The organism is Nocardia sp. NPDC056952 (assembly GCF_042674185.1).
Taxonomy (GTDB): Bacteria; Actinomycetota; Actinomycetes; order Mycobacteriales; family Mycobacteriaceae; genus Nocardia.
Map to the genome: position 1 here is coordinate 17,796 of NZ_JBHURA010000008.1, position 14,791 is coordinate 32,586.

14 protein-coding genes are annotated in these 14,791 nt (G+C 69.5%); 8 read left to right on the top strand and 6 right to left on the bottom strand.

From position 1 onward, the window contains the following. Positions 1 to 103 precede the first annotated feature (103 nt). On the top strand, positions 104 to 682 hold the full coding sequence (locus ACFTS5_RS25125; RefSeq protein ID WP_056818204.1) for a sigma-70 family RNA polymerase sigma factor: 579 nt from the start codon (positions 104 to 106) through the stop codon (positions 680 to 682). After that, positions 675 to 1,781 (top strand): anti-sigma-D factor RsdA, encoded by a 1,107-nt coding sequence (locus tag ACFTS5_RS25130; RefSeq protein ID WP_378635336.1) that lies wholly within the window; start codon positions 675 to 677, stop codon positions 1,779 to 1,781. The genes ACFTS5_RS25125 and ACFTS5_RS25130 overlap by 8 nt, the downstream gene beginning before the upstream one ends. Before the next feature lie 168 nt (positions 1,782 to 1,949). On the opposite strand, the gene ACFTS5_RS25135 is transcribed toward ACFTS5_RS25130, so the two are convergent. Further along, positions 1,950 to 2,363, bottom strand: coding sequence for a DUF5319 domain-containing protein (locus tag ACFTS5_RS25135; RefSeq protein WP_022567296.1), 414 nt, complete (start codon positions 2,361 to 2,363; stop codon positions 1,950 to 1,952). Positions 2,364 to 2,584: 221 nt separating this feature from the next. Between ACFTS5_RS25135 and guaB the strand changes: the two genes are divergently transcribed. Next, the gene (guaB, locus tag ACFTS5_RS25140; RefSeq protein ID WP_378635339.1) at positions 2,585 to 4,129 is read left to right on the top strand and encodes an IMP dehydrogenase; all 1,545 of its coding nucleotides are present in this window, start codon (positions 2,585 to 2,587) and stop codon (positions 4,127 to 4,129) included. 268 nt (positions 4,130 to 4,397) lie between these two features. After that, positions 4,398 to 5,552 carry a GuaB3 family IMP dehydrogenase-related protein gene (locus ACFTS5_RS25145; RefSeq protein ID WP_358126810.1) on the top strand — a complete coding sequence of 385 codons (1,155 nt, stop codon included), beginning with the start codon at positions 4,398 to 4,400 and terminating at the stop codon, positions 5,550 to 5,552. Positions 5,553 to 5,565: 13 nt separating this feature from the next. On the opposite strand, the gene ACFTS5_RS25150 is transcribed toward ACFTS5_RS25145, so the two are convergent. Beyond that, positions 5,566 to 6,366 (bottom strand): alpha/beta fold hydrolase, encoded by an 801-nt coding sequence (locus ACFTS5_RS25150; RefSeq protein ID WP_378635342.1) that lies wholly within the window; start codon positions 6,364 to 6,366, stop codon positions 5,566 to 5,568. A gap of 132 nt (positions 6,367 to 6,498) precedes the next feature. On the opposite strand from ACFTS5_RS25150, the gene guaA reads away from it, so the two are divergent. Further along, positions 6,499 to 8,073: a glutamine-hydrolyzing GMP synthase gene (gene guaA, locus ACFTS5_RS25155; protein WP_378635344.1), complete on the top strand. Its 1,575-nt coding sequence runs from the start codon at positions 6,499 to 6,501 to the stop codon at positions 8,071 to 8,073. 1 nt (position 8,074) lies between these two features. Here guaA and ACFTS5_RS25160 read toward each other — a convergent pair whose 3' ends face one another. From ACFTS5_RS25160 to ACFTS5_RS25170, 3 genes are all read right to left on the bottom strand, one after another. Continuing rightward, positions 8,075 to 8,209, bottom strand: coding sequence for a hypothetical protein (locus ACFTS5_RS25160; RefSeq protein WP_378635347.1), 135 nt, complete (start codon positions 8,207 to 8,209; stop codon positions 8,075 to 8,077). Between the two features lie 83 nt (positions 8,210 to 8,292). Then, positions 8,293 to 8,505 carry a hypothetical protein gene (locus ACFTS5_RS25165; RefSeq protein ID WP_378635349.1) on the bottom strand — a complete coding sequence of 71 codons (213 nt, stop codon included), beginning with the start codon at positions 8,503 to 8,505 and terminating at the stop codon, positions 8,293 to 8,295. Next, on the bottom strand, positions 8,498 to 10,207 hold the full coding sequence (locus ACFTS5_RS25170) for a PspC domain-containing protein (RefSeq protein WP_378635351.1): 1,710 nt from the start codon (positions 10,205 to 10,207) through the stop codon (positions 8,498 to 8,500). The genes ACFTS5_RS25165 and ACFTS5_RS25170 overlap by 8 nt, the downstream gene beginning before the upstream one ends. Before the next feature lie 408 nt (positions 10,208 to 10,615). Between ACFTS5_RS25170 and ACFTS5_RS25175 the strand changes: the two genes are divergently transcribed. Then, positions 10,616 to 11,953, top strand: coding sequence for a PspC domain-containing protein (locus ACFTS5_RS25175; RefSeq protein WP_378635792.1), 1,338 nt, complete (start codon positions 10,616 to 10,618; stop codon positions 11,951 to 11,953). An 85-nt stretch (positions 11,954 to 12,038) separates the two neighbouring features. After that, the gene (locus ACFTS5_RS25180; protein WP_378635353.1) at positions 12,039 to 12,695 is read left to right on the top strand and encodes a response regulator; all 657 of its coding nucleotides are present in this window, start codon (positions 12,039 to 12,041) and stop codon (positions 12,693 to 12,695) included. Between the two features lie 20 nt (positions 12,696 to 12,715). Here ACFTS5_RS25180 and ACFTS5_RS25185 read toward each other — a convergent pair whose 3' ends face one another. Further along, positions 12,716 to 13,849, bottom strand: coding sequence for a serine/threonine-protein kinase (locus ACFTS5_RS25185; protein WP_378635356.1), 1,134 nt, complete (start codon positions 13,847 to 13,849; stop codon positions 12,716 to 12,718). A 199-nt stretch (positions 13,850 to 14,048) separates the two neighbouring features. On the opposite strand from ACFTS5_RS25185, the gene ACFTS5_RS25190 reads away from it, so the two are divergent. After that, positions 14,049 to 14,789: a hypothetical protein gene (locus ACFTS5_RS25190; protein WP_378635358.1), complete on the top strand. Its 741-nt coding sequence runs from the start codon at positions 14,049 to 14,051 to the stop codon at positions 14,787 to 14,789. Positions 14,790 to 14,791: the final 2 nt, after the last annotated feature.

Consider the following 14,791-nt stretch of genomic DNA (forward strand, 5'->3'; position numbering starts at 1 on the left):
CGGCCGATCCGGGGGTCGCTATTGTTAGTCCCGTTCCGCCTTTTCGGTGGAAGCTCGGTCACATTCGACCGCGCCACTCGTAACGCCAGGAAAATCTCTGACGATGACGCATATGGGCGAAGAGTTGGACCTCGCCGTCGCTGCGGCTGCGCAGGGCGACAGGACCGCTTTAGCTCGGGTATTGGAACTGGTCCGTCCCTTGGTAGTTCGCTACTGCAGGGCACGGATCGGAGCCGCGGAGCGCGGACAGCTCTCCGCGGACGATGTTGCGCAAGAGGTCTGTTTGGCTGTGATGACCGCCCTGCCCCGCTATCAGGATCAGGGTCGGCCCTTCATGGCCTTCGTGTACGGAATCGCTTCGCACAAGGTCGCCGACGCCCATCGCAACGCCGCCCGTAACAAGGCGGAGGCGATGGCCGAAGTACCAGATGTCATATCCACCGACCACGGGCCGGAACAGCGGGCTCTCGACTCGGAGACGAGCAGGCAGATGAACACTCTGCTGGCAACGCTCCCCGAGAAGCATCGAGAGATCCTGATCCTGCGTTTGGTCATGGGTTTGTCAGCAGAGGAAACCGCAGTCGCCGTGGGCAGCACGGCGGGGGCGATACGGGTTGCCCAGCACAGGGCACTCGCGAAACTGAAGTCACAAGTGGCGAGGGCAGGTGAAATGTATGGCTAGGGATGGCGAGCGCGGTCTAGGCGACCGGAAAGTTTGGCAGCGCGGATCGCACGACAGCGGTCCCTACGCCGCCGAGGATGCCGGTGACTCCGGGCCGGTCGACATTGCGGCGGTGCGCAGCGATGATGCGCTGATCGACGCGATCGCGAGCGATGGTCCGGTGCGTACCGACAGTCCCGAAGAGTTCCAGCTCGCGTCGTTACTCGCGGATTGGCGGGCCGACCTACTGGCCGAGCCGATGCCCGCGGGCCCTGATCTCGACACCGTGTTCGCGGCTGTCAATCAGGAGATCGGTGCGCGGCAGGTTCGAGTCGGAGCTTCCTCGCGCGGACGTCTACGACTGGTCCGCCCGATTTTCGGGGCAGCAGCGGCATTGTCGCTGGTGTTCGGCGGTATCACGGCCTTCGCTTACAGCGCGGCCCCCGGCGATCCGCTGTGGCGGGTCAAGGAGGTCGTGTTCAGCGAGCAGGCGCAGTCCACCGTCGTACAGTACGCCGACGAAGATCTGCTGGCCGCGCAGAATCTGCTCACCTCGGGCAATCCGGAACAGGCGAAGGCCAGGCTGGAACAGGCTTCGGCCAACGCAGGCCAGGTCGACGATCCGGCCAAGCGTGAGGATCTGATCGCGCGCTGGAACCTGTTGCGAGATCAGCTGATCAAGGTCGCCCCGGAGATCGGCGCGCAACTGCCGCCGACCACCACCGCGCCGGCCAAGCCGAGCTCGCCCGTCCAGGTCCCGCCGACGACGAATCCGGGCACCACCGCGCCGGTGGCGCCGACCGGTCCGGGAGCGGGTACCACCGATCCGTCGACCCCACCGCCGGTCATCATGCAGACCCCGGGCCCGGGCCCGGAAACCAAGCCGCTGGTTCCCGTCGAGCCGACGCAGCCGCCGGTCGAGCCGACACAGCCGCCGGTGACTCCGCCGGTGACTGTCGACCCGACCACACCGCCGACCACCATCGTCGAATCACCGCCGGTCGTCACTGTGCCGACGGTGGTCCCGACGTCCGCACCGCTGCCGAGCTTGCCGCCCACGCAGCAGGTGCCTCCGCCGGCGACCATCCTGCAGTCGCCGCCCGCGGTGCCCTCGCCGTAGCAGCACGATGAATTGAACAAAGACGAAGGCCCCGAACAGGTTCGGGGCCTTCGTCTTGTGCTGGGGGCTTTCCGGTGCGGGCCTGCGTAGTCCCCCACGCACGCGTGACCGAGAGTGGGGGAGGGCAGGCGCCGCGACGGACTCAGCTGTGCCGAGTCGCCGGAGAGCTCAGTTGTCGAACCCGTCGAACCCGTCGCCGTGGAACGCCTCGTTCATCGACGCGTCCGCGTAGCCGCGGCAGTAGTCCCACGTGACGTAGGCCTCGGGGGTGGGGTCGTAGGCGGGTTCGTGTGGACGGACGGTGCCGTCGACCAGTAGCTGTAGGAGGTTCGCCCGCAGCATGTCCCAGTCGTGGTAGTGATCTTGCCGACAATCCTCACAGCTGACGACCAGACCGCGGATACCGCGGTGGGCCAGCAGGGCTTCGTATACGGCGAGGTCTGCGAGATCTTCCTCGACCGCGAGGCGCTCATGAGGATCCAACGGCTCACCGGGCTCGATCGCATCGAGCGCGGCGGACGGGTCGGAGGGGTCTCCGGCGAAGGGATCCGGCGGCAGGCCAGGTGGTAGATGGTCACGCACATCCCCACGGTACGCAGTACTTGGTGCATCGCGCCAGCGATGCACCGGGCAAGTTTTGCGGAAGGGCTCACTTCACAGGCGTCTCCGGGCGCCGGATACCATGGAATACAGGCGTCGGCGACTTTGTTCCAGCCGACCATCCGAAAGCTTTTTCCGCTCGAGCACCGACGCACCGTGTCTACCGCGTCGGTAGCTATGACGACCAGGAGGGGTCGATCCGAATGAGTAATCCCGTGTCGGGCGAACGAATCGCGGTGCGCCCTCCTACGGGGGGCGACGATCCGACCAAGATCGCCATGCTCGGCCTCACGTTCGACGACGTGCTGTTGCTGCCTGCCGCCTCGGATCTCATCCCCAGCTCGGTCGAGACGTCCAGCAAGCTGACCAGGGACATCACCCTGCGCACGCCGCTGGTGAGCTCGGCCATGGACACCGTCACCGAGGCGCGCATGGCCATTGCCATGGCGCGTGCGGGCGGTATGGGCGTGCTGCACCGCAACCTCTCGGCCGCCGATCAGGCCGCCCAGGTGGAGACGGTGAAGCGCTCCGAGGCGGGCATGGTGACCGACCCGGTCACCTGTCGTCCCACCGATACCCTCGCCGAGGTCGACGCCATGTGCGCCCGCTTCCGCATCTCGGGTCTGCCGGTGGTGGACGAGACCGGTGCGCTGGTGGGCATCATCACCAACCGTGACATGCGCTTCGAGGTCGATCAGGACCGTCGTGTGGACGAGGTGATGACCAAGGCGCCGCTGATCACCGCTCGTGAGGGTGTCACCGCCGAGGCCGCGCTGGGTCTGCTGCGTCGCCACAAGATCGAGAAGCTGCCGATCGTCGACGGCAACGGCCGCCTGCGCGGGCTGATCACGGTCAAGGACTTCGTCAAGACCGATCAGTACCCCAACGCCACCAAGGACCGCGACGGCCGCCTGCTGGTCGGCGCCGCGATCGGTGTCGGCGAGGATTCCTGGTCGCGGGCCATGACGCTGGCCGACGCCGGGGTCGACGTGCTGATCGTCGATACCGCGCACGGCCACCAGTCGCAGGTGCTGCAGATGGTCGCCAAGGTCAAGGCCGAGGTCGGTGACCGGATCCAGATCGTCGGCGGCAATGTCGCCACGCGCGCCGGTGCTGCCGCGCTCGTCGAGGCGGGCGTCGACGCGGTGAAGGTGGGTGTGGGCCCCGGCTCCATCTGCACCACCCGCGTGGTCGCCGGTGTCGGCGCGCCGCAGATCACCGCGATCCTCGAAGCCGTGGCCGCCTGCAAGGCCGCCGGTGTGCCGGTGATCGCCGACGGTGGCGTGCAGTACTCCGGCGACGTCGCCAAGGCCATCGCCGCGGGCGCGTCCACCGTGATGCTCGGCTCGCTGCTCGCGGGTACCGCCGAGTCGCCCGGCGATCTGGTGCTGGTCAACGGCAAGCAGTTCAAGGCATACCGCGGCATGGGCTCCCTCGGCGCCATGCAGGGCCGCGGCCAGGCCAAGTCGTACTCCAAGGACCGCTACTTCCAGGACGACGTGCTCGCCGAGGACAAGCTCGTCCCCGAGGGCATCGAAGGCCGCGTTCCGTTCCGCGGCCCGGTCAACCAGGTGATCCACCAGCTCGTCGGCGGCCTGCGTGCCGCGATGGGCTACACCGGTTCGCAGAACATCGAGCACCTCCAGGGCGCGCAGTTCGTGCAGATCACCGCGGCGGGCCTCAAGGAGAGCCACCCGCACGACATCACGATGACCGTCGAGGCCCCGAACTACACCGGGCGCGGCTGAGTACAATAGATGCGTTTGTGCGCCGGGAGGTACGCTCCCGGCGCACAAGGGCAATGCAAGCAGGCTCCGAGTCCGCCGCCTACCGGCACTCCCGGCCCCGCACGACCCGACCTCGAGGAGGGTCCGCCGCACAGCGGCGGTTCGCGGCCGGGTCGCCGGTCAGGCGCCGCCGCGTAGGCGACGAAGGAGCAAGCGGCGGTGCCTGACCGGCGGCCCGTGGTGGCCGCGAACTCGAGCGCGCCAGCGCTCCAAAAACACAGGAGCAACTGTGCGTGACATGGTCGAAATCGGTATGGGCAGGGTCGCCCGTCGGACCTATGAGCTGGACGACGTCGATATCGTGCCTTCGCGGCGGACGCGTTCGTCCAAGCTGGTCTCGCTGGCGTGGCAGCTCGATGCCTACCGTTTCGAGATCCCGGTGCTCGCGCACCCCACCGACGCGCTGGTCTCGCCCGAGTTCGCGATCGAGCTGGGTCGCCAGGGTGGCCTCGGTGTGATCAACGGTGAAGGCCTCTGGGCCCGCCACGCCGACGTGCAGGCCAAGATCGACCAGCTGCTCGATCTGGTCGACAAGGGGGGTTACGAAAAGGCCATCTCGCTGCTGCAGGAACTGCACGCCGCGCCGATGCAGCCCGACCTGCTGGCCGCCGCCGTCGCGCAGGTCCGGGCGGCCGGGGTGACCACCTCGGTGCGCGTGAGCCCGCAGAACGCCCGCGCGCTGACCCCGGCGCTGCTCCAGGCCGGCATCGACCTGCTGGTCGTGCAGGGCACCATCATCTCCGCCGAGCACGTGGGTGGCGAGGAGCCGCTCAACCTCAAGACTTTCATCGCCGAGCTGGACGTGCCGGTCGTGGCCGGTGGTGTGAGCGATCACCGCACCGCGCTGCACCTGATGCGCACCGGCGCGGCGGGTGTCATCGTCGGCTACGGCTCGTTCCCCGGCGCCACCACCACCGGTGAGGTGCTCGGCATCGGCGTGCCGATGGCGACCGCGATCGCCGACGCGGCCGCGGCCCGTCGCGATTACCTCGACGAGACCGGCGGCCGGTACGTGCACGTCATCGCCGACGGTGACGTGGCCACCTCGGGTCAGCTGGCCAAGGCCATCGCCTGCGGCGCCGACGCTGTGATGCTCGGTGTGCCGCTGTCGGCGTCGGCGGAGGCGCCCGGTCGTGGCTGGTACTGGCCCTCGGCGACCGCGCACCCCTCGGTGCCGCGCGGTTCGTTCCTGCCGGTCGACGAGGCCTGGCTGGACGGCCCCGACGGCGCGGTGGCCCGCCCGAGCCTCGAGCGCGTGCTCTACGGTCCCTCCGACGACCCGTTCGGCTCGCTGAACCTGGTCGGCGGCCTTCGCCGTTCGATGGCCAAGGCCGGCTACTCCGACCTCAAGGAATTCCAGAAGGTCGGGCTCAGCGTCCGCTGACAGGCCGCCCGCGCTAACGAACGTGGGCCAGTGAGACCCGATCCCGCAGGAACCGGGAGATCGCGGTATTGACCGGTTCCGGGTGCGTCATCGTGACGGCGAGACGGGCGCCATCGATCTCCACGAAGGTGGAGGCGGTGAGCCCGTCCGCCAGCGTGCGGGCCCGGTCGCCCGCGATGCCGCTCTGCGTGGCGTGGATGATCAGTGCCGGGCAGGTGATCTCGCGTAGTCGGTCGAGTACCGAATCGCGCCCGAGTAGGCAGCCGACGGCGGCGTCGAGCCCGCTGTGGGCGTCGCCGACCCAGCGGCGGGTCCAGATGTCGCGGTACCAGGTGTCGTCGCCGATGAGCCAGTCGGCCAGTCGGCCCGCGGCTTCCTCGCGGGAGCTGCGGTCGTGCCACTCGTCGAGGAATCGCTGGGTGGCGGTCGACTGGTCGAGGGTCGGCCCGTGCGCCTCGGTGCTGATCAAGATCAGCGCGGCGACCCGGTCGGGTGCGACCAACGCGGTCCGCAATGCTGTGAAGCCCCCTTGCGCCGTCCCGCCGACGATCGCGCGTTCGACGCCGATCGAGTCGAGCACCGTCAGCGCGTCCCGGGCCGCCGTCCAGTAGGTGAAGGGCAACCGCTGGTCTCTGGTGCGGCCGTGACCGCGCGCGTCCCAGGCGACGATCCGGAATTCGGGTGCGAGCGCGGCCTGCTGCGAGGCGAACATCGTGCGATCCATGAAGAATTCATGGGCGAGCAACACCACCGGACCGGTGCCACCGCTGTCCTCGTAGTAGATGTCGGCATCGATCGCGCGGGCGAATGGCACGAGCACGAGGATAGCCAGAGCCGCCGCGCCACGCCCAAGAATGGGGGCGCGTCGTGCACAGTCACTACGGCGAGTCCGGCCTCCGGCGATGCCCGCTGCTTGCTCGCCGCACCCCGTCACTAAACTGTGGCGGTGGCAGATACTCAGAGACCGGTCCTCGTCGTCGACTTCGGCGCGCAGTACGCCCAGCTGATCGCCCGACGGGTGCGTGAGGCGCGGGTGTTCTCCGAGGTGATTCCCCATACGATGACCGTGGAAGAGATCGCCGACAAGCAGCCGTTGGCCGTGATCCTGTCCGGTGGTCCGTCGAGTGTGTATGCCGAGGGCGCACCGCAACTCGACGCGCGGCTGTTCGATCTCGGTGTGCCCGTGTTCGGCATCTGCTACGGCTTCCAGGCCATGGCTCAGGCGCTCGGCGGCACCGTGTCGGAAACCGGCACCCGCGAATACGGCCGCACCGAGCTGAACATCGACGGCGGTGTGCTGCACGGCGGCCTGCCGACCATCCAGCCGGTGTGGATGTCGCACGGTGACGCGGTGACCGACGCCCCCGAGGGCTTCGAGGTCACCGGTACCACCGCGGGTGCGCCCGTGGCCGCGTTCGAGGACCGTGCGCGGCGCCTGGCCGGTGTGCAGTACCACCCCGAGGTGCTGCACTCCCCGCACGGCCAGCAGGTGCTCAGCCGCTTCCTGCACGAGCTCGCGGGCATCCCCGCGCAGTGGACCCCGGCCAATATCGCCGAGTCGCTGATCGAGAGCGTGCGCGAGCAGATCGGTGACGGGCACGCCATCTGTGGCCTGTCCGGCGGTGTCGACTCCGCCGTGGCGGCCGCGCTGGTGCAGCGCGCGATCGGTGACCGGCTCACCTGTGTGTTCGTCGACCACGGTCTGCTGCGGGCCGGCGAGCGCGAGCAGGTCCAGCAGGACTTCGTCGCCGCGACCGGCGCCAAGCTGGTGACCGTCGACGCGGTGGACAAGTTCCTCGGCGAGCTGAAGGGCGTCTCCGATCCCGAGGAGAAGCGCAAGATCATCGGCCGCGAGTTCATCCGCTCCTTCGAAGACGCGGTCGCGGGCATCGTGCTCGAGGAGGGCGCTGCCGCGGGCGCCGCGCCGAAGGTCGAGTTCCTGGTCCAGGGCACCCTGTACCCGGACGTCGTCGAATCCGGCGGCGGCACCGGCACCGCGAACATCAAGAGCCACCACAATGTCGGTGGCCTGCCCGACGACCTCGAGTTCGATCTGGTCGAGCCGCTGCGCCTGCTGTTCAAGGACGAGGTCCGCGCGGTCGGCCGTGAACTCGGGCTGCCCGAGGAAATCGTTGCGCGCCAGCCGTTCCCGGGCCCCGGCCTCGCGATCCGCATCGTCGGCGAGGTGACCGCCGACCGGCTCGACCTGCTCCGTCAGGCCGACGCCATCGCCCGCGAGGAGCTCACCGCGGCCGACCTGGACAAACAGATCTGGCAGTGCCCGGTCGTGCTGCTGGCCGACGTGCGTTCGGTCGGTGTGCAGGGCGACGGCCGCACCTACGGTCACCCGATCGTGCTGCGTCCGGTGTCGAGCGAGGACGCGATGACCGCGGACTGGACCCGGCTGCCCTACGACGTGCTGGAACGGATCTCGACGCGCATCACCAACGAGGTGGCTGAGGTCAACCGCGTGGTCCTCGACGTGACGAGCAAGCCGCCGGGCACCATCGAGTGGGAGTGACCTAGGCCGGCCGCGGCGGCGCCGCCTGGGTGAGCAGGAGCCTGCCCAGGAGGAAGCCGCCGGTGTGCGGCCGGTGGGTGACCGGTGGCAGGACCTTCGCCAGTGGGGTTTCCGGTCTCTTCTCGGATTCGTCCATTGCCCTTGTCTTTCAACTGGTCCCGTCAACAGCAATGGCCCGTCGTGATGACGGGCCATTGCTGTGTCCTGGGTTGTCCTCGGTCAGTGGTGTTTACGGCTGGGGGCCAGCGTGAGCAGCAGGCCGATGACGATGGCCGCGATCACCACGCCCCAGCCGATGGGCAGGATCCCGCCGTCGTCGGGGGTGGGTGCGCCCAGCAGTGCCCAGACGCTCACGGCCAGTGCGATCAGGCCGATGGTCAGCAGGGTGAAGGCGGGTCGGCGGGCGGGCTCGGTGCCGGTCGGATCAGCCACGGGTCACCACCGCGTCACCCAGGTGCATCTTGACGTGCAGGTCGAGGACCGGGGCGCCGGGGGAGTTCGGTCCGCTCAGTCCGTCTTTGCAGGTCGAGTTGGAGTCGGCTACTCGGATGTCACACGTCATGTTCACCGTCATCCCTTCTGGCAGTTGCACTTTCGCGTCACCGATGTTCACCGCGACTTCGACGCTGCGTGACTCGGTGAGGTTCAGACCGCGCAGATCCAGCGTGCCCGAACCGATGTCGAGGGCGTAGCGGGGCTGCAACTCGGTGACCGAGGTCGGCGCCCAGACACGGTCGCCGACGGCGGTTTCGCTGAAGTCGATCGGCCCGATCAGAGAGGCCAGCACCACGAACCCGGCCAGCGGGGCGGTGAGTATCAGCAGCCCGTACCCGCGCCGCAGGAACGCGCCGACGACGAGGCCGAGTCCGACTACGGCCAAGGCGAAGGCCGCGATCCGTGCGGGGGTCATCCATTCGACGCCCGATGCCGCTGCCGCACCCGCCAGCGCCGCGGCCAGGATCGCCAGGCCGATGGTGACCGGGGTCAGCCGGGAGCGTGGACGTTTCGGTGCCGGTGGCGCGACAGGTGCGTAGCGGGGTGCCGCTTCCGGAAGTTCCCAGGCGAGGGGGGCGACGGCGAGCGGATCCCAGCCGTTGGGCACCTGCGCGTTGATCCGCGGGGGCTCCGGTGCGGAAGAGATGGTTCCGGGGAGGTCCTTGCGCAGCACGGCGGTAGCACCGGCGTCGTTCGCCTGTGGTTGCGCGGCGGGCCGCATGCTCTCGTCGGCGTCGGCCGGCTCGACGACCTCGGATTTCGAGCTGTCCGCCCGCTTGTCGAGATCGACGGGTGGAGCCGAATCCCCCGCCTGCTCGCTCGTATCCGACACGGCGTCCGAGGCGACTTCGCGGTTGTCCGGATCCTCTTGTCCGCGTTCGACGGGGGCCGGTGTCACCGCGATCCGAGTGGTCTCGACGGAATCCTCAGCAGCGCTGCCCGATTCGTCGATGTCCTTGCGCAGAACGACCGTGTCGGTCGCGTCGACTCGCAGGAGCGGCGTGGATTCGGCTGTGGCCATGCGGGTTTCCTCGCGGGCGAGTGCCGGATCGGGAACGTAGGCGTCGGGGAGTTTCGTGTAGGGCGTGTACATCCCCGTCGGCGGTACCTCCGGGTTGTACGGGTAGCCGCGCACCGGGACCCCGGTCGGATAGCCCGCGCCCGGGTAGCCCGTCGTGCCCAGCGGAGCGCGGTAGGCGTCGAACCCCGCGGGCAGCTCGGGATGACGCAGATACAGCATCCACCAGCCCGCGAGCATCAGCCCCATGCTGACCACCCCGGACCCGCCCATACCCAGCCCGATCGGCCCCATGGTCGACACGGCGATAGCCAGCGCGACGATCAACACGATCGTCTTGGTCTGCGAATGCGAACCTCGATCGTGGGCCGACAGGGCCTGCGCCGCCGACATCTCGTTACCCGCCGACCCCAGCACCAGCCAGGCCAGCAGGTACAGCACGATCCCGGCCCCGCCGAAGATCGTCGACACCACGAAGGCCACCCGCACGAGCACCGGATCCACCCCGTACCGCATCCCGAACCCCGCCGCCACGCCGGCGATCGGCCCTTGCCGAGGCAGCCGGACGGGCCGCGTCTGCCACATCTGGTGAACCTGGTCGGCGAAGCTCGTTCTGCTCATGCCATCCATGGTGTGCCGAGCCACCCCTTCCGCACATCGGGGGTAACCCTGATAATTTGATCTCAGGGATGTTCCCGATGCCCACCCCGCCCGATGCGTGCCAGTATCGAGAGCATGGATCCGTCTGTTCCCGCCCGCACTGCCGCCCAGGGGTCTGCGACCCCGTCCGGGCCCGGCGCCGCCGCCGGGAACAACGCCACCCACCCATGGCCTTCCGACGGGCCGGGGGCCGCGGCGAATCCGCGGTTCGGTCGGCAACGGCCGCGTGGTTTCGTGGAGCGCGCGTTCGGGGGTGAGCCGGCGGTCTATGGGGCGCCGCAGCACTACGCGCAGCCGCCGCAGTATCGGGCCGCGCCGGGTTACGGCCAGTATCCGCAGGGTTATGGCGTGCCGCGCGGCTATCGGCCCATGCTGCCCGTACCCGGCCCCGAGCCGGTGGGTGCGCCGGTGCCCGAGACCCCGCGCCTGGTCCGCCGCAGTGGTGGGCGGGTGGTGGGTGGCGTAGCGGGTGGTCTGGCCGACCATCTCGGTGTCGACGTGATCAAGGTGCGGCTGGCATTCGTGTTGCTGTCCGCGCTGGTCGGTGCGGGACTGGTGGCGTACGGGCTGCTGTGGATCTTCACTCCGGGTGGCGCGGACGCGGCGAAACCGACCGGCGACGAGCGCAGGCAGGCGATCGGGCTCGCCCTGCTCGGGCTCGGACTCGCGGTGACGGTGGGGTGGCTGTTCCAGGGGACCGCGGCGAAGGTGATCGCGCCGATCGTGGTGGTGGCGGTCGGTGCCGCGCTGGTATGGCGCGAATACGATGTCGCCGCGCCGGGGCCGCGGGCCCTGTTCGGGCTGCCCGCGCGTCCCTCGGTGGTCACCTGGTCGCGCATCGTGGCCGGGGCGACGCTGATCGTGGTCGGGCTCGGTGTGGTGGTGCTGGCCAGGATCGATCTCAGTTCGCTCGGGTCGGCGCTGATCGCGGTGGCGGTCACCCTGGTCGGCGCGGGTCTGCTGACGGTGCCGCTGTGGCTGCGCATGGTTCGCGCGCTCAACGCCGAGCGCGGCGCCCGTATCCGCAACGAGGAACGCGAGGAGATCGCCTCGCACCTGCACGATTCGGTATTGCAGACGCTCGCGCTGATCCAGCGCCAGGCCGAGGATCCGCAGGAGGTGCTTCGCCTGGCCCGCAGTCAGGAGCGCGAACTACGCAAGTGGCTCTTCGACGACACCGCGCCCGCCCAGTCGAGCCTGGCCACCGCGCTGCGCACCATCGCGGGCGAAGTGGAGGACCAGCACGGTGTGAAGGTCACCCCGGTCACCGTCGGCGATGTGGCGATGGACCCCGGCGACACCGGCGCGGGCCTGCCCAAGGAACATTTCACCGCCCTGCTCGGCGCCACCCGTGAGGCGCTGGTCAACGCCGCCAAGCACGCCGAGGTCCCCGAGATCGACCTGTTCGCCGAGACCGAACCCCACCAGGTGAGCATCTTCGTGCGCGACCGTGGCGCCGGTTTCGACGTGTCGGCGGTGCCTGCCGATCGGCGCGGGGTGGCCAAGTCGATCTGTGCCAGGATCGAGCGCCGCGGCGGTACGGCCGTGATCGACTCGACCCTCGGGCGTGGCACCGAGGTACGGATCGTCATGCCGCGCACCGACTCCGGGACCTCCGAGCCGGACGAGGTCGCCGGCGACGACGTGCCGGCCGTCGCCGACCAGGATGACCACGCGCCGGCACGGGATCATCCGGCCGATCACTGAGCGCGATCGCACCGACCCGGGCCGATCTCGGCGCCCGGACGCCGCGGTGTGGTACCGATGACAGCAGGTCGATCGAGCGGTTCGAATGAGGAGTCTTGTAGTGAGTGTGCGGGTGTTCCTGGTCGACGATCACGCGGTTTTCCGGTCGGGGGTGCGGGCCGAGCTGAGCCGGGAGACCGATATGGAGGTCGTCGGTGAGGCCGGGGCGGTGGCCGAGGCGATCGCCGGGATCGATGCCACGAAGCCGGACGTGGTGCTGCTCGACGTGCACATGCCCGACGGTGGTGGAGTGGCGGTGCTGAGCGGGATCGTCACGGGGCCGGTGTGTTTGGCGCTGAGTGTGTCCGACGCGGCCGAGGATGTGATCGCGGTGATCCGGGCGGGGGCGCGCGGGTACGTCACCAAGACGATTTCCGGTGCCGAGCTGGCCGACGGTATCCGCCGGGTCGCGGGTGGGGACGCGGTGTTCAGTCCGCGGCTGGCCGGGTTCGTGCTCGATTCGTTCACCGGGCGCTCGCCGGTCCCCGAGCCGCCGCTCGATCCCGAATTGGATTCACTCACCCCGCGCGAGCTGGAGGTGCTGCGCTTGCTGGCGCGTGGTTACACCTATCGGGAGATCGCCGAATCCCTGTTCATCTCGGTGAAGACCGTGGAGACGCACGCGTCGAATGTGCTTCGTAAGACGCAACAGTCGAACCGGAACGCGCTGACTCGATGGGCTCATCGGCGCCGCATCGAGTGAAGCGCGGTAGGGCCGCGGCTCTACATCACGGCGATGATGATCGCGATCAGGATGATCAAGCCGATCAGCACGCCCGCGCCGATGGCGAGGGGGGCGCCGTTGGGGAGGTTGTCGACGAAGCTGCCGGTGCGCTGCTGGGGTGCGGCGGCGGTGGCGCCCACCGGCGCGCGGTGCGGGCGCGGGAGGGGGGAGGAATTGGGGCTACGCAGGCCGCTGGCGGAGTTACGGGTGGACCAGGCCGGAATGGTGCCGTCCTCGGTGCGCAGCGGCACACCGAGGATGTAGGCGCCGGTGCCGGGCCCGAAGGCGGCGGTGAGGATTTCGTCGCGGGCCTCGGCCATGGTGGGGCGGCGCTGCGGCGCGGGCTCGAGCATGTGCAGCAGCGGCTGGGTGAGGATGCCGCTGCGGGTGGGCGGGATGATCCGGCCCATCGCGGCCGCGGCGACGACGTCGTGCTCGTCGGAGTCGAAACCGAACGGCGGCTGGCCTTCGAGTGCGGTGTAGAGGGTGGCGCCGAGGGAGAACACGTCGCTGGCCTCGGTGGGCCGGGCGCCGCGCGCGACCTCGGGCGGCAGGTAGGCGGGGGTGCCGGTGATCACACCGTCGGGTTCGTCACCCTGGGTGTCGCCGGCGCCGCGCGAGATGCCGAAGTCGCTGAGTTTGGCCAGGCCCACACTGTTGCCGCGGTCGGCGACGAGGATGTTGCCCGGCTTGATATCGCGGTGCACGATGCCCGCGGCGTGCGCGGCGGCCAGCGCGTCGGCGACCTGCGCGCCGATCTGGGCGACCTCGACCGCGGGCAGCGTGTCGACCAGCGCGAGCGCCTTGGCCACGCTGCGCGAGGGTAAGTACTCCATGACGAGCCACGGCTCGCCCGCCTCGATCACCACGTCGTGCACGGCGACGGCGTGGATGTGCGACAGCTTGGCGGCCACCCGGCCCTCGTGCACGATGGCGCTGCGGATTCGCTCGGCCTCGGCCGCGCTCAGTCCGGCGGTGGACAGCACCTGCTTGATCGCGACTTCCCGGTTCAGCAACCGATCGGTCGCGAGCCAGACCGCACCCATGCCACCCCCGCCCAGCTTGGACTGCAGGCGGTAGCGACCCGCGACCAGGTAGTCGGGGCCGATATGGGGGCGAGCACGTTCGGTCACGGGTGCGAGGGTAGCCGAATATGGCGCTGACTGGCCGGGATCTCCGGGGTGCTGCGCGGTGGACACGGGGTGGGGGTGGGTGTCAGGCTGGTCGCTATCGAACGTATATTCGAATACGATCGATAGCTGGAACGGTGCTGCCGTTTCGGCGCAGGGCGGTTTTCCGCTCGCGGGTCCATCGTGGAAGTAGGTGGTGTTGATGGGTTCGGAAGCGTTGTCGCCCGGTGCGGGCATGATCGACGAGCTGCGCAGGCGGATGGCCGCAGTGCCGGGACGTGGTGAGTCCGCGACCGGACATATGCCACGTGAGCAGCCACTACGCCGAGATCTGCTGCCTGTTCCGCCCCCGCTCGCCGATCTGTTGCCCGATGGTGGGCTGCCGAAAGGCGCGGTCGTCGCCTACACCGGCGCACACTCCCTGCTGACGGGGATGCTCGCCGCGGTTACCGGGAGCGGCGGCCACGCCGCGGTCGTCGGCCTGCCCCGGCTGGGTTTGCTGGCCGCTGCCGAGATGGGTGCCGAGCTGTCCCGGTTGGCGGTGATCACCGACCCCGGCCCCGACCCCGCCGAAGTGGCCGCGGTCCTGCTCGACGGCCTCGACCTGGTAGTCCTCGGTCTCGGCGGCCACGCTGTTCCCCCGTCGCGCTGCCGCGTCCTCGCCGCCCGCGCCCGCAATCGCGGCGCCACCCTGGTGGTCGCGGGCGAATGGGCCAACCCGACTCTGCGCCTGGACTCCCGCGTCACCGGGTACCGCGGCCTCGGCCCCGGTCGCGGCCGTCTGCGCTCGGTCTGCCTCGACGTGCGCGTGAGTGCGAAGGCGGGCCAGACCCGCCACGGCCGCATGGACCTGTGCGCCCAGGTCGGCCGCACCGAATGGCTGCCACGCGAAACCGTCAGCGGCGCAACGGAAGTCACCGCACTACACGAGGCTGTCTCATGACC